Source organism: Mumia xiangluensis (assembly GCF_010994095.1).
GTDB lineage: Bacteria > Actinomycetota > Actinomycetes > Propionibacteriales > Nocardioidaceae > Mumia > Mumia xiangluensis.
In genome coordinates this window covers 482610-507535 of record NZ_WJYO01000001.1, presented here as the reverse complement: position 1 = coordinate 507535, position 24926 = coordinate 482610, and the positions used below count along the sequence as shown (strand labels likewise).

27 protein-coding genes are annotated in these 24926 nt (G+C 72.1%); 11 read left to right on the top strand and 16 right to left on the bottom strand.

What is annotated here, in order from left to right; all coding sequences use genetic code 11:
• The first annotated feature begins 22 nt into the window (after positions 1–22).
• The 3 genes from GH747_RS02230 to GH747_RS02220 are packed head-to-tail and all read left to right on the top strand — an operon-like array spanning position 23 to position 1425.
• Positions 23–517 carry a GNAT family N-acetyltransferase gene (locus GH747_RS02230; protein ID WP_163695256.1) on the top strand — a complete coding sequence of 165 codons (495 nt, stop codon included), beginning with the start codon at positions 23–25 and terminating at the stop codon, positions 515–517.
• A gap of 45 nt (positions 518–562) precedes the next feature.
• Positions 563–949: a MerR family transcriptional regulator gene (locus tag GH747_RS02225; protein WP_149767851.1), complete on the top strand. Its 387-nt coding sequence runs from the start codon at positions 563–565 to the stop codon at positions 947–949.
• Positions 946–1425, top strand: a complete 480-nt coding sequence (locus GH747_RS02220; protein WP_149767849.1) for a PaaI family thioesterase — start codon at positions 946–948, stop codon at positions 1423–1425. The genes GH747_RS02225 and GH747_RS02220 overlap by 4 nt, the downstream gene beginning before the upstream one ends.
• Positions 1426–1438: 13 nt before the next feature.
• Here the strand turns inward: GH747_RS02220 and GH747_RS02215 are convergent, their stop codons facing one another.
• Positions 1439–2641 (bottom strand): thiolase family protein, encoded by a 1203-nt coding sequence (locus GH747_RS02215; RefSeq protein ID WP_149767847.1) that lies wholly within the window; start codon positions 2639–2641, stop codon positions 1439–1441.
• Positions 2642–2743: 102 nt separating this feature from the next.
• On the opposite strand from GH747_RS02215, the gene GH747_RS02210 reads away from it, so the two are divergent.
• The 3 genes from GH747_RS02210 (at position 2744) to GH747_RS02200 (ending at position 4351) form a co-directional block, all read left to right on the top strand.
• Entirely contained in the window at positions 2744–3244 is a 501-nt protein-coding gene (locus tag GH747_RS02210; RefSeq protein ID WP_228552739.1) for a winged helix-turn-helix transcriptional regulator, read from the top strand.
• Positions 3241–3987 carry a VOC family protein gene (locus tag GH747_RS02205; protein WP_149767845.1) on the top strand — a complete coding sequence of 249 codons (747 nt, stop codon included), beginning with the start codon at positions 3241–3243 and terminating at the stop codon, positions 3985–3987. The genes GH747_RS02210 and GH747_RS02205 overlap by 4 nt, the downstream gene beginning before the upstream one ends.
• 76 nt (positions 3988–4063) lie before the next feature.
• On the top strand, positions 4064–4351 hold the full coding sequence (locus GH747_RS02200; protein WP_149767843.1) for a DUF1905 domain-containing protein: 288 nt from the start codon (positions 4064–4066) through the stop codon (positions 4349–4351).
• Here GH747_RS02200 and GH747_RS02195 read toward each other — a convergent pair whose 3' ends face one another.
• The 3 genes from GH747_RS02195 to GH747_RS02185 all read right to left on the bottom strand — a co-directional run bounded on the left by GH747_RS02195 (position 4352) and on the right by GH747_RS02185 (position 6672).
• Complete coding sequence (locus GH747_RS02195; RefSeq protein WP_149767841.1) at positions 4352–5461, bottom strand: fatty acid desaturase family protein; 1110 nt, start codon at positions 5459–5461, stop codon at positions 4352–4354.
• A gap of 211 nt (positions 5462–5672) precedes the next feature.
• Complete coding sequence (locus GH747_RS02190; RefSeq protein ID WP_149767839.1) at positions 5673–6122, bottom strand: YdeI/OmpD-associated family protein; 450 nt, start codon at positions 6120–6122, stop codon at positions 5673–5675.
• Position 6123: 1 nt separating this feature from the next.
• The gene (locus GH747_RS02185) at positions 6124–6672 is read right to left on the bottom strand and encodes a GNAT family N-acetyltransferase (protein WP_149767838.1); all 549 of its coding nucleotides are present in this window, start codon (positions 6670–6672) and stop codon (positions 6124–6126) included.
• Between the two features lie 55 nt (positions 6673–6727).
• Between GH747_RS02185 and GH747_RS02180 the strand changes: the two genes are divergently transcribed.
• The 3 genes from GH747_RS02180 to GH747_RS22135 are packed head-to-tail and all read left to right on the top strand — an operon-like array spanning position 6728 to position 9078.
• Positions 6728–7177, top strand: coding sequence for a hypothetical protein (locus GH747_RS02180; protein ID WP_149767835.1), 450 nt, complete (start codon positions 6728–6730; stop codon positions 7175–7177).
• Entirely contained in the window at positions 7174–7854 is a 681-nt protein-coding gene (locus tag GH747_RS02175) for an alpha/beta hydrolase (protein ID WP_228552738.1), read from the top strand. The genes GH747_RS02180 and GH747_RS02175 overlap by 4 nt, the downstream gene beginning before the upstream one ends.
• Positions 7855–7875: 21 nt before the next feature.
• Positions 7876–9078, top strand: a complete 1203-nt coding sequence (locus tag GH747_RS22135; RefSeq protein WP_149767832.1) for a putative protein N(5)-glutamine methyltransferase — start codon at positions 7876–7878, stop codon at positions 9076–9078.
• On the opposite strand, the gene GH747_RS02165 is transcribed toward GH747_RS22135, so the two are convergent.
• The 3 genes from GH747_RS02165 to GH747_RS02155 form a co-directional block, all read right to left on the bottom strand.
• Positions 9075–9929 (bottom strand): permease prefix domain 1-containing protein, encoded by an 855-nt coding sequence (locus tag GH747_RS02165; RefSeq protein WP_149767830.1) that lies wholly within the window; start codon positions 9927–9929, stop codon positions 9075–9077. The two genes, GH747_RS22135 and GH747_RS02165, sit on opposite strands and share 4 nt — an antisense overlap.
• A gap of 5 nt (positions 9930–9934) precedes the next feature.
• Positions 9935–10270 carry a PadR family transcriptional regulator gene (locus tag GH747_RS02160; protein ID WP_149767828.1) on the bottom strand — a complete coding sequence of 112 codons (336 nt, stop codon included), beginning with the start codon at positions 10268–10270 and terminating at the stop codon, positions 9935–9937.
• Positions 10271–10331: 61 nt separating this feature from the next.
• On the bottom strand, positions 10332–10919 hold the full coding sequence (locus tag GH747_RS02155; RefSeq protein ID WP_149767826.1) for a DUF1707 SHOCT-like domain-containing protein: 588 nt from the start codon (positions 10917–10919) through the stop codon (positions 10332–10334).
• A 74-nt stretch (positions 10920–10993) separates the two neighbouring features.
• Here GH747_RS02155 and GH747_RS02150 point away from each other — a divergent pair, with 74 nt between their 5' ends.
• Positions 10994–11509 carry an NUDIX hydrolase gene (locus GH747_RS02150; RefSeq protein WP_149767824.1) on the top strand — a complete coding sequence of 172 codons (516 nt, stop codon included), beginning with the start codon at positions 10994–10996 and terminating at the stop codon, positions 11507–11509.
• Here GH747_RS02150 and GH747_RS02145 read toward each other — a convergent pair.
• Positions 11460–12410 carry an AraC family transcriptional regulator gene (locus GH747_RS02145; RefSeq protein ID WP_149767822.1) on the bottom strand — a complete coding sequence of 317 codons (951 nt, stop codon included), beginning with the start codon at positions 12408–12410 and terminating at the stop codon, positions 11460–11462. The genes GH747_RS02150 and GH747_RS02145 overlap by 50 nt on opposite strands.
• A 124-nt stretch (positions 12411–12534) precedes the next feature.
• Between GH747_RS02145 and GH747_RS02140 the strand changes: the two genes are divergently transcribed.
• The gene (locus tag GH747_RS02140) at positions 12535–13365 is read left to right on the top strand and encodes an SDR family oxidoreductase (RefSeq protein WP_149767820.1); all 831 of its coding nucleotides are present in this window, start codon (positions 12535–12537) and stop codon (positions 13363–13365) included.
• Positions 13366–13412: 47 nt separating this feature from the next.
• Here the strand turns inward: GH747_RS02140 and GH747_RS02135 are convergent, their stop codons facing one another.
• The 8 genes from GH747_RS02135 to GH747_RS02100 all read right to left on the bottom strand — a co-directional run bounded on the left by GH747_RS02135 (position 13413) and on the right by GH747_RS02100 (position 24863).
• Positions 13413–14285 (bottom strand): AraC family transcriptional regulator, encoded by an 873-nt coding sequence (locus GH747_RS02135; protein WP_149767818.1) that lies wholly within the window; start codon positions 14283–14285, stop codon positions 13413–13415.
• A 125-nt stretch (positions 14286–14410) separates the two neighbouring features.
• Entirely contained in the window at positions 14411–16033 is a 1623-nt protein-coding gene (locus tag GH747_RS02130; RefSeq protein ID WP_149767816.1) for an ABC-F family ATP-binding cassette domain-containing protein, read from the bottom strand.
• A gap of 224 nt (positions 16034–16257) precedes the next feature.
• Positions 16258–19350, bottom strand: a complete 3093-nt coding sequence (locus GH747_RS02125) for a M14 family metallopeptidase (protein WP_205602723.1) — start codon at positions 19348–19350, stop codon at positions 16258–16260.
• Between the two features lie 222 nt (positions 19351–19572).
• Complete coding sequence (locus GH747_RS02120; RefSeq protein WP_149767814.1) at positions 19573–20220, bottom strand: response regulator transcription factor; 648 nt, start codon at positions 20218–20220, stop codon at positions 19573–19575.
• A complete protein-coding gene (locus GH747_RS02115; protein WP_149767812.1) occupies positions 20217–21380 on the bottom strand; it encodes a sensor histidine kinase in 1164 nt (387 codons plus the stop codon). Before GH747_RS02115 ends, GH747_RS02120 begins: the two co-directional genes overlap by 4 nt.
• The gene (locus GH747_RS02110) at positions 21377–22525 is read right to left on the bottom strand and encodes a hypothetical protein (protein WP_149767810.1); all 1149 of its coding nucleotides are present in this window, start codon (positions 22523–22525) and stop codon (positions 21377–21379) included. The genes GH747_RS02115 and GH747_RS02110 overlap by 4 nt, the downstream gene beginning before the upstream one ends.
• Positions 22526–22779: 254 nt before the next feature.
• Positions 22780–24135, bottom strand: coding sequence for an FtsX-like permease family protein (locus tag GH747_RS02105; RefSeq protein ID WP_149767808.1), 1356 nt, complete (start codon positions 24133–24135; stop codon positions 22780–22782).
• A complete protein-coding gene (locus GH747_RS02100) occupies positions 24132–24863 on the bottom strand; it encodes an ABC transporter ATP-binding protein (RefSeq protein WP_149767806.1) in 732 nt (243 codons plus the stop codon). The genes GH747_RS02105 and GH747_RS02100 overlap by 4 nt, the downstream gene beginning before the upstream one ends.
• Between the last annotated feature and the right edge of the window lie 63 nt (positions 24864–24926).

Sequence of the window (24926 nt, the reverse complement as noted above, 5' to 3'; positions counted from 1 at the left end):
GTCCAGGACTAGTCTCGGCAGGGTGAGGTCGCCCACGCAGCCCGGTCTCGTCGTCCCCACGGCAGACGACGCGCCGCTCGTCGCCTCCTGGTCGCGGTCGGCGGACGAGGCCCGCCGGTGGTGCTCGACGGTGGAGCACCCGTTCGATCCCGATCGCGTCCGTCGCTGGTGGAACGACGACGACGTACGTCCGTGGTTGCTCGTCGAGGACACGGCCCCGGTCGCGTACGGCGAGGTGTGGGTCGACCACGACGAGGACGAGGGGGAGATCGCCCGCGTTCTCGTCGACCCCGCCGCGCGGGGCCGCGGGGTGGGTCGCGCGCTCGCCACGCTGCTCGTCGCGGACGCCCGAGATCAGGGGCTCGCGGCCTGCTTCGTGCGCGTGATTCCCGACAACGGCGCGGCCCTCGCGGCGTACCGGTCGGCCGGCTTCGTCGACGTCGACCCCGCGCGGACCGCCGAGTGGAACGCGCCGCAGCCGGTGCCGTACGTGTGGCTGGAGCACCTCGGCGACTGATCGGTGCTTGCTTCGCACAGCGCGAACGTTGCTAACGTCCCCGACATGCGCATCTCCGAGCTCGCTCGAAGGACGGGGGTGTCGACGCACCGGTTGCGGCGCTACGACGACCTCGGCCTGGTGACCGCCCGGCGCACCGACCGTGGCTACCGCGCGTACGACGAGGCGGCGGTTCGCGAGGTCACGTTCCTCGCGATGGGCCGAGACCTCGGCTTCTCGCTCGACGAGCTCGGGGCGCTCCTGCCGCGCTACCGCGACGGGTCGCTGTCGATCGACGAGATGGTCGCCGGGCTCCGCGCGCGGATCGCGGTCGTCGAGACGGAGATCGCCGAGCGCGAGGAGCTGCGCGACCGTCTGGTCGACCACGTCGGCTGGTTCGAGCAGCGCCGAGCCGCGGCCCTCGGAGCCCGATCCACGAAGGAGACACCATGAGTGCGACGACCACGAGCGAGACGACGACGACCGAGACGACCCCGCCGAGCCGCGTGGAGCAGGCCGTCCTCGCGATGCCGATGGCGCAGACCCTCGGGCTGCGGTTCCGGCACCTGGGTGCCGGCGAGTCGGAGATCGAGCTCCCGGTGAGCGACGGCCTCACCTTCCGGCCCGGGCAGCTGCAGGCGACCGCGGTCTACGCGGTCGCCGACTTCGCGGCGGTGTCCGCCGCCGGCACCACGCTCCCGCTCGGATGGATCAACGCCACCGTCGACACGAGCCTCAAGCTCGTCGCGCCGGCGGTCGGCGAGGTCCTCGTCGCGCGCGGCCGGGTCGTGAGCGTGTCACGGCTGCTGACGGTGTGCGCGGCCGACGTCTACGCGGTGGCGGACGGCGTCGAGACGCTGTGCGCGACCATGATCGCCACCGCGCGCAACGTCGACCCCCGCCGGGCCGCGGCCCCCTCGGCGGCCTGACGAGGGCCAGGTCCTAGAGCCGCTCGACGATGGTCGCGTTCGCGAGACCGCCTGCCTCGCACATCACCTGCAGCCCGTAGCGGCCACCGCGCTGCTCGAGCACCGACAGCAGCGTCGTCGTCAGGCGTGCCCCGCTCGCCCCGAGCGGGTGCCCGATGGCGATCGCACCGCCGTTGACGTTCACCTTCGCGAGGTCCGCGCCGGTCTCGGCCTGCCAGGCGAGGACGACGCTCGCGAACGCCTCGTTGACCTCGAAGGCGTCGATGTCGTCGATGGTGAGCCCGGCCCGCTCGAGGACCTTCGCGGTGGCGGGGATGATGCCCGTGAGCATGAGCACCGGGTCGTCCCCGGTGACGGCGACCTCGTGGATGCGTGCGCGCGGCGTCAGTCCGAGCCGCTCGGCGGCGCGCTCGCTCGTGACGAGGACGGCTGCCGCGCCGTCGTTGACCGGCGACGAGCTGCCGGCGGTGATCGAGAAGGCGAGGTCCGGGTAGCGCTCGGCCCAGTAATCGTTCTTGAACGCCAGGCGGAGACCGGCCAACGTCTCGACGGTCGTCCCTGGCCGTACGGACTCGTCGTCGTACACCTCGCGCACCGAGCCGTCCTCGAGCGTCACCTTGAGCGGGGCGATCTCGCGGGTGAAGAGGCCGTGGTCGCGGGCCTGCGCGGCACGGTGGTGGCTCTCGGCGGAGTACGCGTCGAGCTGGGTGCGGCTCAGGCCGCACCGCTGCGCGATCAGCTCGGCGCTGATGCCCTGCGGGACGAGTCCGGACGCGTACCGGCGCGCGACCTCGGGGCCGGCGATGTCACGCCCGAGCGTCTGGGAACCGATCGGGAGGTGGCTCATCGACTCGACCCCGGACGCGATCGCGACGTCGTACGCGCCGCTCATCACGCCCTGGGCGGCGAAGTGCAGCGCCTGTTGGCTGCTGCCGCACTGGCGGTCGACGGTGACGGCCGGGACCGACTCGGGGAAGCCTGCGGCGAGGACGGCCCACCGCGCGGTGTTGCCGCTCTGCTCGCCGACCTGGGCGACGGCGCCGCTGACGACGTCGTCGAGCTCCGCGGGGTCGATGCCCGTGCGCTCGACGAGCGACCGCAGAGCGTGGGCGTGCAGGTCGACGGGATGGACGGACGCGAACGCGCCGTCGGGCTTGCCCCTGCCGACGGGCGTGCGGACGGCGTCGACGATCAGGGCGGAGCGAGGTGCTGACATGCGGGCCTCCATCAGGTCTGAGTCTGGTTTGGTGAACTCAGGCTGACGCTAGCACCGCTGAGTTCAGTTGAACAGACCTAGATCGGGTGCGACGATGACGACGTGATCCTGAAAGGTGTGCTGAGCGACCGCGACGCGTGGAGCGCCGTCGGGAGGTGCTCGATCGAGAAGGCCGTCGAGATCGTCGGCACCCGTACGGCGCTGCTCGTCATGCGCGAGGCCTACTACGGCACGACGCGGTTCGACGACTTCGCGGAGCGCGTGGGCATGACTCGCGCCGCCACCGCGTCACGGCTGGCCGCGCTCGTCGACGCCGGGCTCCTCGAGCAGCGCGACTACCAGGAGCCGGGCCAGCGGACCCGCAAGGAGTACGTCATCACCGAGAGCGGCCGCGACCTCGTGCCGGTCGTGTGGGCGCTGTTCCAGTGGGGCGGCAAGCACAGCCCGAGCCCCACCCCGCTCGAGCTCACCCATCACGACTGCGGCGCCACCGTCGACGTCGAGGTGCGCTGCGCCGAGGGCCACCTGGTGGGCCTCGACGACGTCGAGCTGCGCATCGCGCGGCGTGAGCGCCCGGTGCCGTCCGGCGGGTCCGACGCATGACGGTCTCGCCGCGCTGGATCACGGCCTTCCTCGACCAGCCCGCTGCGAACGCCACGGGCGCGCTCGGCCTCTGGCAGGCGATCACCGGCACGGAGGCGTCACCGACCCGCGGGGAGCGAGGAGAGTTTCGTACGCTGCTGCCGCCGCGCGGCGACGCGTACCTCCGCTTCCAGGTCGTGCGCCATGGGATGCCGCGCGTCCACCTGGACCTGCACGTCGACGACATCGCCGACGGACGCGACGCGGCGGTCGCCGCGGGCGCCGACGTCGTGGCCGAGCCCGGCACGCACGTGGTCCTCGCGTCGCCCGGTGGGATGCCGTTCTGCGTGGTCCCGGACGAGGGCGAGCGGGAGGTGCCGCCAGCCCCGACGTGGCCGGGCGGGCACCGCAGCGTGGTCGACCAGGTGTGCCTGGACATCCCCGCCGAGCACTTCGAGCGTGAGTGCGCGTTCTGGGCGGACGTGACCGGCTGGACCGTGCAGGACGGCGGGCGCGAGGAGTTCCTACGCCTCGTACGCCCGAGCTCGATGCCGCTCGGCATCCTGCTGCAGCGCCTCGACTCGCCGCCGCCGTCCGGCGGTGTCACCGCCCACCTCGACCTGGCCGCCGGTGAGCAGGGCGCCGACGCCGAGGTCGAGCGGCTACGCCTGCTCGGACCCGTGGAGCGGTGGCGGTCCGACCGGTGGATCACGCTGGTCGACCCGTTCGGGAGGATCTTCTGCGTGACCCGCCGCGAACCGTGACGGTCGTCCACGACCGATGAGTCCGGCACACGCCGCCGGTCTCACTGAGCACGACCCCGTCACGGAGGAGCCAGAGATGACCGCGCAGGTGCCAGGCCCGCTCGACCACACGTTCACCGCACCGATCGAGAAGGACGGTGCCTTCGCGACGTTCCTGACCGTCCCCGGGTCGGCGGACCTCCTCGGGACGCGCAAGGCCGTGAAGGTCACCGGCACGATGGACGGGCATCCGTTCGCCGCGACCCTGATGCCGTCAGGTCAGGGCCCGCACTGGCTCCCCGTCCGCAAGGACCTGTGCCGGGCGATCGGCAAGGACGGCGCAGGCGAGGAGGTCACCGTCCACCTGGCCGAGCGGCTGACCTGATCAGACCGTCGTCCGCAGCTGGGCCGCGAGCGGGCAGTCGAACGGGTCGCGTGCCCGGAGCCCGACGTTGTTCAGGTAGCCCACCACGATCCCGTACGACCTGAACAGCCCGACCTCGGCGTACGGGATGTCGTGGCGCAGGCAGAAGTCGCGGACGATCGGCCGTGCCTTGCGCAGGTTGCCGCGGGGCATGCTCGGGAACAGGTGGTGCTCGATCTGGTAGTTCAACCCGCCCATGGCCGCGTCGACGAGCCAGCTGCCGCGGACGTTGCGCGACACCAGCACCTGACGACGCAGGAAGTCCAGGCGCATGTCGGGCGGGACGATCGGCATCCCCTTGTGGTTCGGTGCGAACGACATGCCGAGCGAGACTCCGAACACCGCCATCTGCACGGCGAAGAACGCCACGGCGAGCCCGAGGGGAAGCGCGACGAGCAGCACCACCACCAACGCGATGAGGCGTGCCGAGACCAGGGCGAGCTCGAGGCGCTGCCACGGCCGCGGCGCGCGGCGGTCCATCGACGTGCGCACGCTCGCGTAGTGGAGGTTCAGACCCTCGAGCGTGAGCAGCGGGAAGAAGAGCCAGCCCTGGCGTGCCGCGAACCAGCCGGCGAACCCGCTCGTCCGTCGCCCGACGATCTCCGGGGTGAACGCCAGCGCACCCGGTCCGATGTCGGGGTCGACGTCCTCCTGGTTGGGGCCCTGGTGGTGCTTGTTGTGCTTGGCCCGCCACCAGCCGTAGCTCAGGCCGGCGAACACGCCGGCGAGCACCCGGGCGGTCCAGGCGTTAGCGGAGGCCGACCGGAAGATCTGGCGATGAGCCGCATCGTGCCCGAGGAACCCGAACTGCGTGACGACGAGCCCCAGCGCAGCCGCGATCGCGAGCTGCCACCACGAGTCGCCGAGGATGAAGAAGGCGGCCCAGAGTCCCGCGAACGCGAGGATCGTGCCGCCGATCCGGACGGCGTACCAGCCGACGCGTCGTTCGAGCAGACCACGGGTCCGGACCTGCTGCAGCAGGTCCGAGAAGCGGGCCGTCGCCGCGTGCTCGCCCTGCGGTCTCGGGAGGCCAGGCGGTCCTGTCGGAGGGGATGCTGTGTGGACGGTCATGGGCGGGCCTCGATCCGTGTCGTCGGCGAGCGCACGTTCGCCCTCCTGTCTCGACGCTACTGCTCTTGTGGGCACCGGGCCGATAGATCCAGGTCCAGGACCGAGGTGGTGCTAGCACCCTTGAGTCCGTTCTGACCGCAAGGAAATCCGTTTGGTGCAGGCGCGGTGCGGGGCGATCATCAACCGTTCGACGCTCGCGGCGTAGGCGGCGTCAGCGTGCTCTGCCCTCGCGGAGCATCTCGACGGACCTCGCGATCCGGGCTGCGCGCGTCTCGGGCTTCTTCGCGCCCGTCGCTTGCTCTGCGTGCCACCGCTTGTTGCTGAACGAGAGCGTGTCCCACGTCGCCGACGCCGCGGGGTCCGCCGCGAGGGCCTGCGCCAGGTCGTCCGGCACCTCCACCTCGCGCGGGGCGGTGTCGAGCACGATCTCGAGGTCGAGCACGTCGCCGGCCGCGGCGCCCGTCTCCTCGCGACGCGCAGCACTCAGGCCGAGCCAGAAGTCGTCACCCATCTTCGCGATCGTCGTGCGGATCGTGGCGCCGTTGATGGTGGCCGCCACCTTGGGTCGACGCCCACCGCCGAGCTCCTCGACGGCGCTCGCTGGGATGCGGAACCCGGTGGTGTTTCCGCCGGTCGCCTCCAGCTCTGCGGTCAGCCTCATGTCAGGTCCTCTCGTCCGCCCCTGCAGGTGGCGCCGGCGCGGGCGCCCAGGAGTCGTCGCCGATCCGGCGCTGCATCCAGGCGACGTCGTGCCAGGAGCCGTGCTTCCATCCGATGCGGCGCAGCGTCCCGGCGGGTTCGAAGCCGAGCGCGGAGTGGAGGCCGAGGCTCGCCGCGTTCGGGAGCGCGATCACCGCGACGAGCGTGCGGACGCCCATCTTCTCGAGCCGCGCGAAAAGGGCCTCGTACAGGGCCCGCCCGCCACCGGACCGGCGCTGCTCACGGTCGAGGTAGACGCTGACCTCGCAGGACCAGGCGTAGGCGGGTCGGGACTTGAACGGCCCGCCGTAGGCGTACCCCGCGATCCGTTCGCCGTCGTCGAGCACGAGCCACGCGTGCCGCTCCTGCGCAGCGGCGATCCGCTCGGCCATCTCGGCGGTGCTGGGCGGCGTCGTCTCGAAGGTGATCGCGGTCGACTCGACGTACGGGGTGTAGATCGCCACGCACGCGGCTGCGTCGTCGGCGGTTGCGTCGCGGACCTCGAACACCATGCCGGTGAGCCTACGATGCCTCGGGTCCGTCGTGGTTCCGCGCTACGGTCGGACCATGCCCCCGAACGACGTCTCGCAGTTCCTCACCGCGTACGCCGAGTCGCTCGCCACCTTCGACGCCGAGCGCTCTGCCGCGCTGTGGGGGACCCCGGGCACGCTCGTCTCCGACAGCTTCACCGCGTCGGTCGGCTCTCGCGAGGAGATGGTGGAAGGGCTGCGCAGCTCGTACCCGCTCTACCGCGCGCTCGGCCTCGCCGGGGTGCGCTACGAGGTGGAGGACACGGTCGACCTGACCGACGCGCTCGTGCGGGTGCGGGTCCGCTGGCTGTTCGACGGCGAGGGCGGTGAGCTGCTCGCCGACAGCACGTACGAATACCTCCTCCGGCGAGACGCCGACGGCCTGCACGCGTACGTGTCGGTGGACATCGACGCGCAGGAGAAGCTTGCCGACCTCGCGCGGCGCAAGGGGATCGACCTGAGCAGCCCGCCGGGATCCACCGGGTGAGCACGGCGGCACGCCTTCTCCCGGTGTCCGTGCCGCGCGCGGCGAGCGGCGCGGTCCTCGTCCTGCACGGCGGCGCCGCTCGTGAGGAGGGCGCCCTCGTGAGTCCCGCGCAGCTGTCGGTGCTGCGGATGGTGCCCGTCGCGCGCCGGCTCGCGCGGGCCGGGCGGGGGAGGCTTGCGGTCTACCGCCTGCTCAACTCGCGCCGAGGGTGGGACGCGCGGCTCAGTCCCCTGGCCGACGTGCGGTGGGCCCTCGACCAGCTGCGTGAGCGGCACGGCACGCTTCCCGTGGCGCTGGTCGGTCACTCGCTCGGCGGGCGGGCGGCGCTGCTGTCCGCAGGCGAGCCGGAGGTCGGCGTGGTCGTCGCACTGGCCCCCTGGGTGTACGCCGACGACGGCACGAAGGTCGACCCGTCGGGATGCCGGATCCTCGCCGTCCACGGCAGCGAGGACCGCGTCTCCGACCTCGGGCGCACCGTGCGGGTCATGGACGCGCTCCGCCGTAGGACGCAGGCCGGTCTCGTGCTGGTCGAGGGCGGTCGGCACGGGATGATCCGTCGGCGAGGTCGGTTCGAGGGGCTGGCTGCCGACTTCGTCACCGCCGCCCTGCTCGACCGGCCGCCTCGGGAGGACGCGGTCAGAGCGATCCTCTCCGGTGCCGCGCGGGTCGAGGTCTGACCTGGCTGCGAGGATCGTCCGGTGACTGTCGACGATGATCGTCTCGTGCTGCGCCTGCGTGCGTCCGGCTCCGTCTTCGCCGAGGAGGAGGCACGGGTCCTGCGTGCGTCGTCGGGGTCCGCCGACGAGCTCGAGGCGATGACGGTGCGCAGGCTCGCCGGGGAGCCCTTGGAGCAGGTCGTCGGATGGGCGGCGTTCGGCGGTCTCCGGATCCGCGTCGTGCCCGGCGTGTTCGTCCCCCGTCGGCGGACGGAGCTGCTCGCGCGCGCTGCCGTCGCTGCTGCCCCGCGCAACGGCGTCGTCGTCGACCTGTGCTGCGGCACGGGCGCGGTGGCGGCGCTCGTCGAGCACGAACGCGACGACGTCCGGGTCGTCGCGAGCGACATCGACCCGGTTGCGGTCGGGTGTGCCCGGCTCAACCTGGCACGCGGCACCGCCTACGCCGGCGACCTGTTCGCGGCGCTCCCCGAGGACCTTCGCGGCGCGTGCGACGTCATCGCCGTGAACGCGCCGTACGTCCCCACCGCCGACATCGCGCTGATGCCGCCGGAGGCGCGCGACCACGAGCCACGCGTGGCGCTCGACGGCGGTGCCGACGGCGTGGACGTGCACCGGCGCGTCGCGGCCGGCGTGGTCCCGTGGCTCGCGCCCGGCGGTCAGGTCCTCGTCGAGACCAGCGAGGCTCAGGTCCCGTGGACGGCGCTCGCGCTGGCCGAGCACGGCATGCGTGCGCGGGTGGTGCGGTGGGACGAGGAGATCGGTACGGCGGTGGTGGCCGGCACGCCGGTCCGCCCCGACCTGCCCGTGGAGGAGCTGCCGCCGCTGGAGTTCGCGTTCGCGGGGCCGCTCCGCGACCGGCTCGCGGGGCTCGTGCTGGCCGGCGGCAAGACCACGACCACGTCGTTGGTGCGTGAGCTCTTCGTCGGCGGCGACGAGGACGACGAAGGCATGCCCGCGGTCGGGGAGCGCTGGCGCGTCGTCGACTCCGACGACGCCGTCGTGTGCGTCGTCGAGACCGTGGAGCTCCGCGTCGCGCGCCTCGCCGACGTCGACCTCCGGCATGCGGTCGACGAGGGAGAGGGCGACGAGACGGTCGCCCGGTGGCGCGCGAGCCACACCCGGTTCTGGGAGGGCGAGGACATGCGGGCGTTCCTCGGAGACCCCGGATTCACCGTCGACGACGACACGCTGGTGGTGCTGGAGCGGTTGCGCGTCGTCGGCTAGGCAGGAGTCGGCGTCGCGCGGTCGGTGGACCGCACGGCGAGCAGGGTGCGTGCGACCGCGACCACGCCGGCCACCATCAGGGTCGCCCCGATCCAGAAGCCGACCACCGGCGGGAGGATCGGCTGCAGGTACGTGTAGTCGACGGGCCCGAGGTGCAGCGCGTCGCCGACGACGTACGCGAGGGTGCCGAGCGGCCACGCGGCAGCGACCAGCCCGAGGCCGACGCGCTGGTCGCGCCACCGGCGTACGGCCAGCACCGCGACACCACTCACGAGCAGTCCCGGAACGGGCCACGCCCACCCGAGCCCGCCGACGAACCACGTCGCGGCGAGGGCGACCGCGGCAGCCCCGACCGCGAAGCGGACGCCGAGCCCTCGTCGGTCGGCGTCAGCGAGCAGGCTGAGCAGCGGCGCGCACGCCAGCAGCAGCGCGACGCCGGCGACCGAGCTCCACGTGAGGTACTCGGACTGGTCCCAGCCGCCGGTCATCGCCCGGAGCTGGTAGACGGCCGTGGATGCCGCGAGGGCAGCTGCTCCGACGAGCCCGGAGACCGCGGCAGGTGCTGCGAGGAGGGGGCGGTGCCTGCTGGGGACCGTCGCCCACACCCGTGCCAGCACCTCCGGGTCGCCGAAGCGCTCGACGGCGGCCCGCTCGGCGTCGAGCGGCGCGACGCCGGTGGACACGAGGCGTTCGGCGGTGAGCCAGAGGTGGTCTGCGGTCTCGGCGAGGATGTCGTCCCGGTCGCCGCGGCGGCGCAGCGTGACGCCCAGCGCGACGACGTACGCGTCGATCGGGCTGCCCGTGGCGACGGAGTCGGTGGTGCCGTCCTCGGTCTCGGTCAGCGTGCCCACGCTTCTCATCGACTCGGCCACGGCACGCCTCCGATCACGGACTCGACCGCCACCGAGAACTCGTGCCAGCTCCGACGCTGCTCGTCGAGCGCGGCGTGACCGCCGTCGGTCAGCGCGTACGACTTGCGGCGCCGTCCGTCCACGTCGTCCCACGACCCGCTGATCAGCCCACTCTTCTCCAGGCGGTGCAGCACCGGGTAGAGCGTGCCCTCGGGCAGCTCGAACGCGTCGTCGCTCCACACGCGGAGGTCCTCGATGATCGCGTAGCCGTGGCGAGGCTGTCGTGCGAGCACGGAGAGCACCAGCATCTCGAGATGTCCCTTGAGGACGTTTCCCTTCATGCCTAGGAACGCTAGGCACCCGTGGGGGTCACGGTCAATCGCCTTGCACGCGGGGCGGCGCTTACTTCTCGTAGAAGTGGGGGTCGCGCGCGACCAGCGACCCCATCCCGATGCCGCCGGTGACTCGGACGAGCACACCGTCCGGCGACGGCGAGCCCTCGCGCCTGTTCTTCACCGAGCCCCACCCCGTACGGAGCTGGTCGGCGTCGACAGCCCACCCCTTCGGGAGGATCAGCACGACGTTGCCGGTGCCGCCCTTCACCTCGATCTCGACCAGCCGGTGAGGACAGTCGGCGTTGCGGAAGTCGAGCTTCACGTTTCCCATCGCCGGGGAGACGTGGATCCGGGGCGGCACCGCCCACGTCCCGGAGCGTTCCACGTCGCTCATCGTCGCCTTGAGCTGGAGCGGCTCTGCGCGGGTCGACGGGGCGAGTGCGGCTGCCGCGGGGGACAGCGCGGTGCCGTCCGGCAGGTCGGCGACGAGCGCCGAGAGCTCGCGGTAGGTCTTGGCGCGGTAGGCGCGCTCGAGGCGCTCCTCGAGCTCGTCGATGTCGATCCGGCCCTCGCCGGCGGCGCGGCGCAGGATGTCGGCGGTGTGCTCGCGATCGGGATCGCCGGCACGCATGTCGCGCGGGTCGATGCGGTCCATGGCGCCCACCGTAGCGGGCAGCGTGAACCCGTCCTCCCGCGCCGTGGCGCTCGCTGCCACCGTAGGCTCGACTCGTGCCGATCCCGCCGTACGTCGCCGCGCTCCGCGCCCGCATCGGCACCGACCTGCTCTGGTTGCCGGGCGTCACGGCGCTCGTCCTCGACGCCGCCGGCGAGCACGTGCTGCTCGGTCGTCGTGCCGACTCGGGTCGGTGGGCCCTGATCAGCGGCATCCTCGACCCGGGCGAGGAGCCGGCGGTCGGCATCGTGCGCGAGGTCCGTGAGGAGACCGGCGTGGACGTGACCGTCGAGGCGCTCGCGTCAGTCACGGTGACCGAACCGCACCGCTACCCGAACGGCGACCTCGCCCAGTACCTCGACCTCTGCTTCGTCTGCCGTCCGGTGGACGCCGCTGCCGCCGACCGGGCGCACGTCGCCGACGACGAGTCGCTCGAGGTCGCGTGGTTCGCGTGGGACGACGTCCCCGGCGACCTCACCGAGACCAGCGTCGTACGCCTCCGGCTGGCGAGGGAGTTCCTGCTCAGGCAGGGTGCAGGGCCCGCGTTCGGGACCGGTGCTGCGTCGGGCTGACTCCGCGCTCGCGGGAGAACGCAGCACTCAGGGCGAACGGCGTCGCGTAGCCGACCCCGTGCGCGATCGACGTGAGGGTGCGGTCGGACCGCTCGAGGAGATCGGCGGCGAGGGCGAGACGGAGGCTGGTCAGGTACGACATGGGCGGCTCGCCGACGATCGCGGTGAAGCGCCGCGCGAGCACCGCCCGCGACACCTGCACCTCCGCCGCCAGGGTCGCAACCGTCCAGGGCTCGGCGACCCGCTGGTGCAACGCGTCCAGCGCGGGACCGACGACGGGATCGGCGGCGGCGCGGTACCACCCCGGCGCTGCGTCCTCCTGATCGCGCAGCCACGTCCGCACGGCCGCGAGGACCACGAGGTCGAGCAGCCGGTCGAGGAAGACCTCCTGTCCGGGGATGTCGCGCTGCATCTCGTCGCACAGCAGCGTGACCAGGTCTGAGCTCCACGCGTCCCTGCGCAGGACGACGGTCGGAGGCAGCGCGCGGAGGAGGCGATCGCTGACCGCGGACGCCCGCTCGTACGTCCCGGTGACCAGCATCGCCGCGCCGTCCGCGGCGTTGCCCCACGTCCGCAGGCCCAGCATCATCGCTTCCGACATCGAGTTGCCTTCGGCGTCGGTGCAGAGCTGGCCCGGCTCGACGAACACCTGCGGAGGGGTCTCGGGCAGGTCGGCGATCGTGTACTCGTCGGGTCCACGGACCAGGGCCAGGTCGCCTGGCTCGAGGAGGGTCGGCGGCCCCGAGCCGGGAACGACCCACGCCGAACCCTGGGCGACCACGACAACGGACAGCGGCGCACGGTCGCGGATCCGGAGGGACCACGGCGGAGCGAACACCGAGCGCAGCAGGAACGCGCCGTCGGCCCGTGGCCCGTCGAGGAGTCCGCCCAGGATGTCCATGGCCGTCGAGCGTACCCGATCTGAGACGCGTGGATATGGCAACGGCCTTCCTGGCCATGGATCGTCTCGCCGGATCGCGATGGGATGAAGTCCTCATCAGACAGCACGATCCGAGGAGGACCCCATGTCAGGAACCTACGAAGCCCCCGTCCTGGTCGTCGGAGGCCACGGCAAGACCGGGCGGCGCGTCATCACGCGCCTCGACGCGCTCGGCGTCGCCACCAGGCCCGTCTCGCGGACGACCGACGTCCCGTTCGACTGGTCGGACCCCGGCACCTGGGATGCCGCGCTCGACGGCGCCGCGTCCGTCTACCTGACGTACGTCCCCGACCTCTCCTTCCCCGGCGCGTCCGACCAGGTGGGTGCCCTCGCCCGCAGGATCGCCGATCACGGGATCGAGCGCGTCGTCCTCCTCTCGGGCCGAGGTGAAGTCGGTGCGCGGGCGTCCGAGGAAGCGCTCCTCGCGTCGGTCCCGACCGCGAGCGTCGTGCAGTGCGCGTTCTTCGCGCAGAACTTCACTGAGGGCGCCTTCTCGTTCGACGCGCTCGGCGGTGAGCTCGCGATCCCCGTCCCGACCGAGGTGCCCGAGCCGTTCGTGGACCTCGACGACGTGGCCGACGTGGTCGTCGCCGCCCTGGGGGACGACTCCCACGCAGGCGGGGTGCTCGAGCTGACCGGACCGGCGGCCCTGACCTTCGGCGAGGCGTGGGGAGTCGTCGGCGACGCGTACGGCCGGCCGGGCGCGTTCCAGGCGATCTCCGACGAGGAGTTCGTCACGGCCATGGTCTCGGTCGGCGAGCCGGCGGAGGTGGCGTACGGCCTGTGCGCGCTCTTCGCCGAGGTGATGGACGGCCGCAACGTCGCAACCACCGACACGATCGCGCGAGTCCTCGGCAGGCCCGCGACCTCGCTGCGCGACGCGGCCCGGCGAGACGTCGCGATCCTCGCGCGGTGACGGTCGACCGAACGCAGCACCGGCATCGCCACCTCGGACGCCCGTGGCTAGTCTGGCTCGACCGGCAGCCAGAGCTCGCAGGTGGCGGTGCCGGTCGTCGTGTCGAACGCGAGCATCGCGACGATCTCGGGGCCCGGCCGCAACCGCCAGGGCTGGGAGGGGAACCACTCCGTGGCAGTAGCGGCCCACGCATCCTGCAGCGCCTGCGGGTGCGGGCCCTCGGTGCGGAAGACGGCCCACGTGCCTGCGGGGACCTCGATGGTGTCGAGCCCGTCAGGCCGGCCGGTCGTCGCCACACCGTGGAGGTACGTCAGTTCGGTGCCCTCGGCGCGGTCGGGGTCCAGGTCGTCGCTGACGGCGAGGACCCCCGACGGCTCGGTGTCGTTCAGAGACTTCAGCCGAGCGGTCTCCTCGGCAGGGATCGCGGCGACGTGCTCGGCGATGAAGGGGTTCACGCCCTCGTGCACGAGCGGCACCCGAGTGGCGTGACCGACGAGTCGAACGTCGGGAAGATCGGCGATGCGGGTGTCCATGGGGATTCCTCCTTGCACGGTCAGCTGGAACCTGATCCGTGGTTGTGTGCGAAGCGGACCCCCGTCGCGACGAACGTCGGCCGGGCCGGCGCCGTGAACGGCACGGAACGCACGACCGAACGCCTCGGTCGAGCCATAGCCGTAGCGAACCGCGACAGTGAGCAGGTCGTCGTCGCCGGACACAAGATCTGCGGCCGCGAGCGACATACGGCGCCGCCTGACGTACTCCGAGAGCGGCATGCCGGCCAACGACGAGAACATGCGCCGCAGATGGTGCTCGGTCGTGCCGAGCCGTCGCGCCAGGTCGACCGCGTCGACGGAGGTCGTCGGGTCGGTGGCCAGGCGCGTCTCGACGGCGTCGACGGTCGAGTTGAGTGAAGCGATCATTCAGGGGTCCTCCTTTCGCTCCCCAGTCTGCGAGGCACGCGGACCCTCTCACCCGATCATCGCGGACCGATCCGGTCGGGGTTTCGACTCGCTCCGCTCGCTCAACCAGCGGAGGGTGAGCCCGCTCAGAGCTCGAGCCGCTCCCACCCGTCGAGGTCGCGCAGCATCTGCCGGTCGTGCGTCGCGACCACGACGGCGGCACCGGTCGCCCCGAGCGCCTCGGTCAGCTCGTCGACGAGCGCGATCGACAGGTGGTTGGTCGGCTCGTCGAGGAGCAGGACGTGCGGACGCGCGGCCAGCACCAGCGCGAGGTCGAGCCGCCGCTGCTGGCCCGTCGACAGGTCTGCGACCCGACGGGCGCGATCTGCCGACGTCAGCAGCCCGAGCGACGACAGCGCGACCGTCTCCGACTCCGCGAGCCGGCCCGAGGTGACCAGTCGGCCGACGTGCTGCTCGTAGGCGTCCGCCGCACGGAGCGGAGAAGGTGCCGGTGACTCCTGGTGGAGCCGCCCGACCCGGGCGTGCCGTGCAGTGCGGACCTCGCCCTCGCTCGGCGCGAGCTCGCCGGCGAGCAGCTGCAGCAGCGTCGACTTGCCGGCGCCGTTCGGCCCCGTGAGCAGGAGACGGTCACCGGACTCGAGGGTGCACGTCACCGGTCCGGCGAGTCGACCCGACAGGGCGACGCGCTCGGCCCGCACGAGGCGTACGCCCGCGCGTACGGGGAGCGTCGGGACCTGCAGCCTGAGCGGGGGCGCGGGCGCGGTGACCGCGTGCGCGTCGAGCGCGTCCCGCCGGCGGTTGACCTGGCGGACCAGCGACGGCGCCCGCGTCGCACGCGTGTGCTTGCCCGTGCCCTTCTCCGGCCTCCAGCCCGACGCCAGGCGGTCCTGCGCGGTCTGGAGGTCTGCGGTCAGACGCGCGTGCTCGGCGCGCTGGGCCTCGTACGTGTCGACCCAGCGCGCCCGCTCGGCGTCGCGCCCCTCGCGGTAGCCCGCGTACCCGCCACCGTAGGTCCGCGGACGGCCGTCGACGCTCGGGTCGAGGTCGAGCACCGTGGTGACGACATCGGAGAGCAGCGCTCGGTCGTGGCTGACCAGGACGACACCGCCCGCGTGCGTCCGCAGACGCTCCGTCAGGTAGGCCAGGCCGTCGGCATCGAGGTGGTTGGTCGGCTCGTCGAGCAGGAGCAGGTCGTGGTCGGCGCCGAGCAGGCACGCGAGCCGCACCCGGTAGCGCTGCCCGACCGACAGCGTCTCGAGCGGGCGGGCACGATCGCTGATCGCACCGAGGGCCTCGAGGGCCACGTCGACCCGGCGATCGGCGTCCCACGCGTCGAGCGTCTCGGCGGCGTGCAGGGCGGCGGCGTACGCGTCGTCCGCGCCGGGCCGCCCCTCGGTGAGGGCGAGCGTGGCGGCATCGAGCTCGGCCAGGGCCGTACGCGCGTCGGCGAGCTCGAGGTCGACGAGGTCGCCGACCGTGCGCCCCGCGTCGGAGGGCATCTCCTGCTCGGCGATGCCTAGCGTGCCGACGCGGGCGACGGTGCCCGCGTCCGGGTCGAGCCGGCCCGCGAGGAGGTGGAGCAGGGTCGTCTTGCCGCGTCCGTTCTCACCGACGACACCGAGACGGGTGCCGGGAGACACGGCGACGTCGACACCGGACAGGACGGTTCGGCCACCGCGTACGACGTGGAGGTCGGCGGCAGTGAGCTGTGCACGGGCGCGCGCGGGCAGGGTGGTGCGTACGTTCATAGGAGTGCTTCCTCGAGATGACGGGGGTCGCGCAGGCGACCAGGGGACTCGACGACGCAGGGGTCGCGTCGGAGTCAGCCGTCAGATGAAGAAGTAGTACTGCACGTGCCCATGCTAACGGGGCGCCGCAACCGGTTTCCCGGCTGCAGCGCCCCGCGCTCTGGTTTCGACTCGCTCCGCTCGCTCAACCAGCGGAGCGAGTCGAAAACCAGCGGAGCCTGTCGTCACTCCAGCAGCGCCTCCATCGACCGGCTCAGCAGATCCTGGCGCGACGCCGCGTCGAGACCCTCGAGGCCGAACCCGAACAGCATCGTGTCGGGCGTCATGACCGCGGCGCCCTCGTCGACCGATGCCTGTCCGCGCTCCCAGTCGTTCGGGTTGCCCGGCGACCCGGCCGGTGCTCCGGGCACCGTCCAGGCACCGAGGTCGGACTCGAACGAGGTCTCTTTGGCGGTCGCGCCGTCCAGGGTCACCTTGGCGTCATCGATCCAGACACCGAGGTTGGTGGTGCTCCAGTCGGTGGCGTAGACGATGGCGAGCTCCACCTGCTTGCCGGCGTACGGCGTCAGGTCGACCGTCCAGTCCTGCCAGCCGGCGGAGTTGCCGCTGAACGCGTTCCAGGCGCCGGTCGAGCCCGTGGGCTCGCAGGCCGCGTTCATGTAGTGACCCAGCTGCGGGTGGATCTCGTCCACCCAGCCGGAGGCACAGCTGTCACCGGTGTCCTGCGACGTGTGACCGTTGAGGTCGGGCAGCGTGGTCCACTCGTCGGTGCCCACCGGACGGGCCTCGACGAACAGTGCGTCCCAGTGAGCCTCGACGTCGGCGCTGAACTTGAAGTCCAGCCGCCCCGACGACTTCCCGGCGAGGTCCACCGTCGTCGCCAACCGCTTGTACGACGAGTCGGCCGAGCCCGCACTCATGAACCAGTCGCCCGTGTAAGGCGCGTACGGGTCACCGAAGCCGCGATCCCACGACAGCGGTGCGCTCGACTCGAACTGCGGGAACTCGTCGACCGGCAGGAACGACGACGTCGAGACGAAGGCGCCCGTGTGGTCCTGGGTGGCGTCGAGCTGAGCCGCGAAGCCCTCCAGCGGTCCACCCTCGTCCCCGGACAGCGGGAACGTCGTCCCGTCGTCACGGGTGCCGCCGTTGTCGACGTACTGGTACGACCCCAGCCAGTACTGGAGGAAGTCGTTGCCCAGCGGCAGGCACGGGTACACCTCAGGCGTCGTGCACGATCCGGCCGTCTCCTCGTCCGGCTGGTAGTAGTAGGAGCCGTCCGCGGCCTGCGCGTACAGCCCGTACTTGCCGGCGATCAGCGCCTTGCCGCCCTCGTTGAGGTAGTCGCGGACCCGAAGCTCCGTGTCGTACCCCCACTTGGCTGCGGTGCCGCCGACCTGCCCGACGTTCCTCGGGATGATGTCGTCGCCGGTCTCCCAGACGACGGCGTCGTAGTGCGACAGGACGCCGAGGTCGTGCGGGGCCTTCCGGCCGTTGGCGTCGACGTCGTACACGTCGGTGCTGTAGCCGGCGGCGTTCAGTGCGTCGGCGTACGCAGTGACGTACTTCGGCGCGGTCACGCCCTGCACCGGCGACAGACCGGTGTAGTCCTCGGCGGCGAGGATCAGCACGTCACCTCCGATGTCGTCCGCGACGGTGTAGCTGAACGACTCCTTCGCAGCACGCAACGGCTTCACGTTGATCCCCGTGAAGGTGACCTTGACCGTGTCGCCCGGCTTCTGCCCCTTCACCGTGGCGCGGTACTCGGCGTAGTACTTGTCGTTCTCGCCTCCGTACTTCTCGCCGCCCTTCCACTCCTTCATCGGAGCGATGCCACGGAAGCGGCCGTTGATCGAGTACGACATCAGCAGGCCCTTGAGGTTGCGCTTCGCCGTGACCGCGACGGTCTGCTTCTTGCCGTACGACGTCGTGAACGCGTCCGGCGTGATGTCGTCGGCCTTGAGACCGATCGCAGACCGCGGGTCGTCGGGGTCGTGCGCGGACTCCGCCAGCGACAGCGCGAACGGGATGTTCTTCTCGAACTCCGCCTGCACCAGCTCCTCGTCGTCGGGGAAGGTGAAGACGCTCGCGCAGTCGTCCGCGACCCACTCGTCGTCGGGGTAGAGGTTGCTGATCGTCTGACAGGTCGACATCTCCGGCGTGAAGGCCAGCGTCCCCTGCACCTCGTGGGTGTGACCGTCGGTGTCGCCGTTGGTCACGTAGAGCTCGGCGGAGAGGTCCGGGTCGTAGCCCGGGATCGCCGAGTTCGCGTCGTTGCCGGCGAGCGCGGTGTAGATCTCGTCGTCCGGCGTCGGGGTCTCGACCTGCCAGCCCGTGCCGTAGAGCAGCAGCTCGGCGGCGGAGTGGTAGTTGATGAAGAACTCGAAGCCCACCTTGTCGACGAGCCCGGTCGTCGCCTGCGTCTCCGGCTCGGAGCCGGCTGACGGGCCGCGGTAGGTGTCGCTGAAGGTCTGCGGCGAGCTGCCCTCGTTGTCGTAGCCCCACTTGAAGGGGAAGTTGCGGTTCATGTCCACGCCGTCGCCGACAGCGGTCTGGCCGTCCCCGTTGTTGTCGCGCAGCGTCTTGCGCCACTGGCGGTTGCCCTCGGTGAACGTGTAGTCGTAGCCGTCGGGGTTCTGGACGGGGAGGAACCACAGCTCGGTGGTGTCGAGGATCTTGGTGATCCGCTTGTCCTTGCCGTACTGGTCGATGACGTAGTGCATGAAGCGCTGCACCATCTCGGGGGTGATCCACTCACGAGCGTGCTGCGTGGCGCCGTACAGGACGGCGGGCTTGCTGCCGTCCTTCGTCTTGGACGCGTTCTTGCCGACCTTGACGGCGAGGATGTCCTGGCCCTGGCCCGACGTGCCGGCCTTGACGAGCTTGGTGAGCTTCGGGTTCGCGCGGGTGGTGGCGACCATGTCGTCCTTGATGCCGCCGGCCTCGCTGTAGGAGGTGAAGACCTCGTAGCCGGCGCGCGCCTGGCGAGCCATCAGGGTCGACGACTTCACGCCGTCGATCTTCTTGAGCGTCAGGTCGACGCCCTGGTCCTGGAGCTTCGCGGCCTCGTTCTCCGGGAGGACCACCTCGACCTTGGCCTTGCCGTCCTTGCTGGCGCCGAGGACGTCGTGTCCGCGGTCGACGCCTGCCTCGCCCAGGAGGTCGAGTCCGCGGGCGTCGACGGTGCCGGTGTAGACCTCGAGGTCGCCCGGTGGAGAGTCGGTGGGGGCTGTCGGGGGTGATGCGGTCGCCGGGATGACTCCGAGGAGTCCTCCGACGAGGGCGGTGGTGAACAAGATCGCAGCAGGTCGTCTCATGCTGGTCCTCCGCAGGATGAGGACGTGCTTGGGCAAGCACGTACTGCCGGAAATCTTCCAGCGATACCCCTTTGTGTCAATGGTTGTTGCACGCAACCATCTGTCGCAGGTGGATCCTCCCGCTGGTGGGGCTCGCGCTCTCCCGCTGGTGGGGCTCGCGCTCTCCCGCTGGTGGGGCTCGCGGTCTCCCGCTGGTTGAGCGAGCGCAGCGAGTCGAAACCCCTACCCCACCGCCACCAGCCCGGACTCGTACGCGATCACGACCGCCTGCGTACGATCGCGCGCGCCGAGCTTGCCGAGCACGTTCGCGACGTGGGTGCGCACTGTCTCGACGCCCAGCACGAGCTCCTGGGCGATCTCGGGGTTGGACATGCCACGCGCGACCAGGGTGAGCACCTCCGTCTCACGCGGCGTCAGCGCCGGGCCTTCGTACGTCGAGCGGGCGGGGGCGTGGCGGACGGCCATGCGGCGGACGGACTCGGGGAAGAGCAGGCTCTCGCCGGCGGCGACGGCGCGCACGGCCGCGACGACCTCGTCAGCATCGGCTCGCTTCAGCAGGAAGCCCGACGCGCCGGCCCGGAGGGCGTCGAAGACGTAGTCGTCGCTCTCGAACGTCGTCACGACAAGCACCCGCGGTGCAGCGTCGAGGGCGAGGACGAGCTCGGTCGCGCGGATGCCGTCGACGCCGGGCATGCGCACGTCCATGCACACGACGTCGGGGGTGAGCGACCGCGCTGCCGCCAACGCCGCCGCGCCGTCGCCCGCCTCGCCGACCACGTCGATGCCTGGATCGTTCTCGAGGATCGCTCGCAGGCCGCGGCGTACGAGCGGCTCGTCGTCGACGAGAAGGACGCGGACCGTCGCGCTCATCGCTCATCCTCCTCGGCGGGGCCGGGAGGGAGCGGGAGCCGCGCGACGAGGTGCCACGTCGCGGCGTCGCGGCGTACGTCGAGCTCGCCGCCGAGCAGCGTGACCCGCTCGCGCAGCCCGGCGAGACCTCGCCCCGCGGACCGTTCGGCGCGACCGTGAGGTCTGTCGGGGGACACCCCGTTGCGCACGGAGACGACCAGAGCGTCCGCGACCCGGGTCTCGAGGTCGATGGCGGAGCCGTCCCCGTGCTCGTACGCGTTGGTGAGGCCTTCCTGGACGATCCGGAAGGCCTCGTGGGAGACGAGCGCTGGGACGCCGACCGGGTCCGCGAGGTCGGCGCGGACGTCGGCGCCGCCCGCGACGTACGACGCGACGAGCAGCGTGACGTCGTCGAGCCCCTGCACGGGCACTCGACCGGAGGGGCCGGGCTCGTCGCGCAGGACACCGAGCGCGTGGTCCAGCTCGTCGAGCGCCTGGCGTGCCGTGTCCGCGATGATCCGCAGCGACTCCGCGGCGTGCTCGGGATCCCTCGACACCATCTGACGGCCGCCCACGGCCTGCAGCGAGATGACGCTCAGCGCGTGGCCGATCCCGTCGTGGAGGTCGCGGGCGATCGCGCGCTGCGCCTGCTCGCGCCGGATTCGCTGCTCGGCGATGACCAGCCGGTCGGCGTCGGTCGGTCCGAGGCAGACGACCGCCAGGCGTGCCATCCCGATGCCGGCGACGACCACGACCGCCAGGTCGGCGACGACGGCGACCGTCGCGGCGTACCAGGGGAGCTCCGAGTAGGCGAGCGGGATGCCGACGACGACAGCGGTGCCGACCGCCCCACCGGCGAGGACGTGCGCGAGGACGAACCCCGTCGTCCGCCACCGGTGGCCGCGTCGGTCCACGGGCTCGTCGACCAGCTCGCCCGGCGGGTCGAGGAGGATGCGCGCGGCGGCGACCTCCATGTCGCGGACGCCCGGGAACGACGAGACCGACACCAGCAGAGCGAGAACCAACGCAGCACCGGCGACCGCGACGACGGCGTTGGCGGCCTCGCGACCGGTCGCCGCCACGCTGAGGCCGAGCAGGCCGAAGGCCAGGAACAGCGCCGCTCCGATGAGGAGGAACACCGTACGGAGCAGCGCCGTCCTGGCCCCGGTCCGTGCGCTCATGCAGCCATCCTGCCCGGGGTGGGTGTCGGCCGCGGAGCGGGCAGCGCTTCCAGCCTCCTGCGGCGCACGTAGCCCCAGACGGCGACCGCCAGCGCTGGGCCCCACATCCAGAACGGCAGCAGGAGCAGCATCCAGAGCGCGTCCGGGTCGCCGTCGGCGGCCTGCTCGAACGACAGGAGCACGATCGACGGGGCGGAGGCGGTGAGGACGAACGCGACGGCGTAGCCCGGTACGGCGGCCGCGGCGACAGGAACGGGCCGACCGCCGAGGTGCGGCATCCAGGTGGGGAACACTCGCCCCCACGGCCGGATGAGACCGACGGTGAGGATCGAGCCTCCGAGCGCGGCGGCGCCCAGCAGGAGACCCCACAGACGCGTCGACGGGTCGAGGTCGGCCGGCGTGATGGGGCCCGTGAACAACCCGTCGGGAAGCAACCAGGTGGCACGCACGGCGACGTACGGGAGCGGGCCGAGCGCGGCGACGACAGTGGCGACCGTCGTGATCCGGTCGAGGCGCGCGGAGGGTCGGGCGAGGCGGTCGGTCAGCGGTGACGCGAGCGTCGCGGTGAGCGACAGCCACTGGGCAGTCGCGAGGGCGAGCCCCAGGAGGAGCCACGGCCGGGCGCCGACGCGGGCGTACCCGGAGCCGAGGTTGCGGACCAGCTCCGCGATCGCGTCGGGGGCGAGCGAGCCCGAGGCGACGCCCCACCAGATGACGAGGCCGACGGCGACGAGCGCCGTCACGCGTGCGGCGGTCGAGCGACCGAGTGCCGACACGACGAGGATCACGCCGACGAGAGGGATGGTCATCGCGCAGAGGTAGCCGACGAACGAGATCAGCTGGGTGTCCATGCAGAACGCCGTGAGGGCCGCGGCCACGAGCGCGGCCGGGACGAGGAGCCCGCGCGGGGCGGACCCGCGACGGAGGCCGGCGGCGACGGCAAGGCCGAGGGCGCTGGCGACCAGGAGAAGGACCGCTGAGGCGGAGCCGGGGAGCAGACCGACGAGCGAGACGGCGCCAGCCGTGTGCCGGAAGGGGTTGTCGTCCGGCGCGGCCAGCCACCACACCGCGAGGATGCCGACGAGCGTGGACGTGGCGCCGAGCGCGAGCGGAGCGCGTACGCGCGTACCGAGGTCGTGGAGCACGATGATCTCCTTGGAGAGGAATCGGGACTTCTCGAGCCTCGCGATCGGAGACGGCCTGCGGGTCCCCCGTACGGGGGAGGTCCGGGCGAGCAGCGGGTGAGATCGCAGCACCCCCGCTGGCCGCGCGAGCGCCGTTCCCGCTGGTTGAGCGAGCGCAGCGAGTCGAAACCCCGCTGGCCGCGCGAGCGCCGTTCCCGCTGGCCGCGCGAGCGCAGCACCCCCGCTGGTTGAGCGAGCGCAGCGAGTCGAAACCCCTACCCCACCCGCGCCACCCTGCCTGCCGCCGCCGCGCCAGCGAGCACCAGTCCCGACGCGGCAGCGACGCACAGCAGGTACTGGACGACCACGCCGGGATCCGACACCGGCTGCAGCCCGACGACGGGGACCATCACCATCAGGACGGTGACCGTGGCGACGCCGACGCTGGCGGTGAGGGGTACGACTGTCTCCCGCATGCGGGCGCGGTCGAGGGTCCGGCGATCGGTACCCGCGAGCACCAGCGCCCGGTGTTCCTCGCGCTGCTCGATGACGCGTCCCGCCTGCATCACGCCGGTCGAGACCGCGGCGAGGAGCCCGGCGATCGCGAGGGTCAGGAACCCTCCGGTCTTGAGGTCGGCGATGAAGGCGGCCTCGTCGGGTCGTACGCCGCCGGCGGGGTCGAGGAGCGAGAAGGTGGCCGTGAGCCCGGCGATGAAGGTGGCGAGAGCCACGCCGCCCACAGACCTCCACGCCGACTTCGGAGCGTCGGCGATCCGTCGGCCCGCGAGCAGCGTCGGGACCGATCGTGCGACGGCCGCCGTGATGCGCCCGACCACCCAGAGCACGAACGGGCCGACGACGTTCATCGTGGCGAACGTGATGAGGAGCAGCGCCACGAGCACGCCGAGCGCGAGACCCGCCGAGCCCCCCGCGAGCTGGGGACCGACGATCAGCGCTGCCGCTGCGGCGACGGTGCTCAGGAGCCTCACGGCGCGCATCGCCGGAGGCGTCACCCGGTTAGCGACACCGAGCGGCGTGATCGCCACTCGCCGCAGGCTCGCGAAGGCCGACAGCACCGCGATGAGCACCACGGCGACGAGCGAGCCCAGCACGACAGGCACGCCGACGACGAGCTCGGACAGCGCGAACGTACGCCCCTGGAACCGCACCTGTGCGACCACCGGCACCAGCAGCGCGTACCCGATCGTTCCCGCGAGTGCTCCGACGGCAGCCTGCGCGACGGCGTCCATGACGGTCAGACCCGCGACCTGGCTGCGCGTGGCGCCGCACAGGCGGAGCGCCGCGAGGCGGGCGTCTCGTCGTGCGGCCGCCATGCGCGCGGCTGCGGCACCGAGCGTGCCGAGCGGCACGAGGATGAGGAGGACGGCGATGCCGGCGAGGAACGGGTACTGGACGTCGTACGGCGTCTCCGCCGTCTCGAGCCCGGCACGGATGCCGTCTGCCCCGCCGGCCCGGTCCCAGAACGCCTGGAAGCCGCCGATGACGATCAGCAGCACCGCCGTCGTGGTCGCGAAGGCGATCACGGCGAGCAGCTCGGTGAGGCGCTGCGGGTCACGGCTCCGCGAGCTGCGGGTCCGAAGCATCGACCAGAGGGCGACGGTGGCCCTCATCGTGCGGCCTGAGGGTCGTACGCCGGCTGGTCCGCGGTGTCGTGGTGCACGTACGCGCCGGTGATCCGGCCGTCGCGCATCGTGACCATCCGTGAGCAGTGCCGCGCCACGGCCTCGTCGTGGGTGACCACGACCAGCGCCGCTCCGGTCGACCGGGTGGCCCCGGTGAGGACGTTCAGCACGTCGGCGCCGGTCGCCTGGTCGAGCGCCCCGGTCGGTTCGTCGGCGAACACCACGCCGGGTGCGGTCGCGAGCGCCCGAGCGATCGCGACCCGCTGCGCCTGGCCGCCGGACAGCTCGCCGGGGCGACGGCGCTCCATCCCTGCGAGGTCGAGGTGGGCCAGCCACGCAGCGGCCACGCGGGTCGCCTCGACTCGGGACGTGCCGGCGAGCATGAGCGGGAGGGCGGCGTTCTCGACCGCGGGCAGCTCGGGAAGGAGCTGGCCGGACTGGAAGACGAACCCGAAGTCCGTACGACGCAATGCCGTACGGCGCCGGTCGCCGAGGGCGGCGAGATCGGCTCCGCGCCACACGACAGACCCGGCGGTGGGCGAGATGACTCCGGCGAGACAGTGCAGGAGGGTCGTCTTGCCGGAACCCGACGGACCCATGATCGCGAGCGACTCGCCGGGTGCCACGGTGAGGCTGACGCCTGCGAGGGCGTGGGTGGCGGTCGAGCCCTCGCCGTAGGTCTGGACGAGGTCGGACGCGACGAGCGGTGAGGTCATGCACCGACCGTAGGAACGGCGCGCCCTTTCGCGCGTCCACCTGTGGACCGGTCTCTGCGCGGG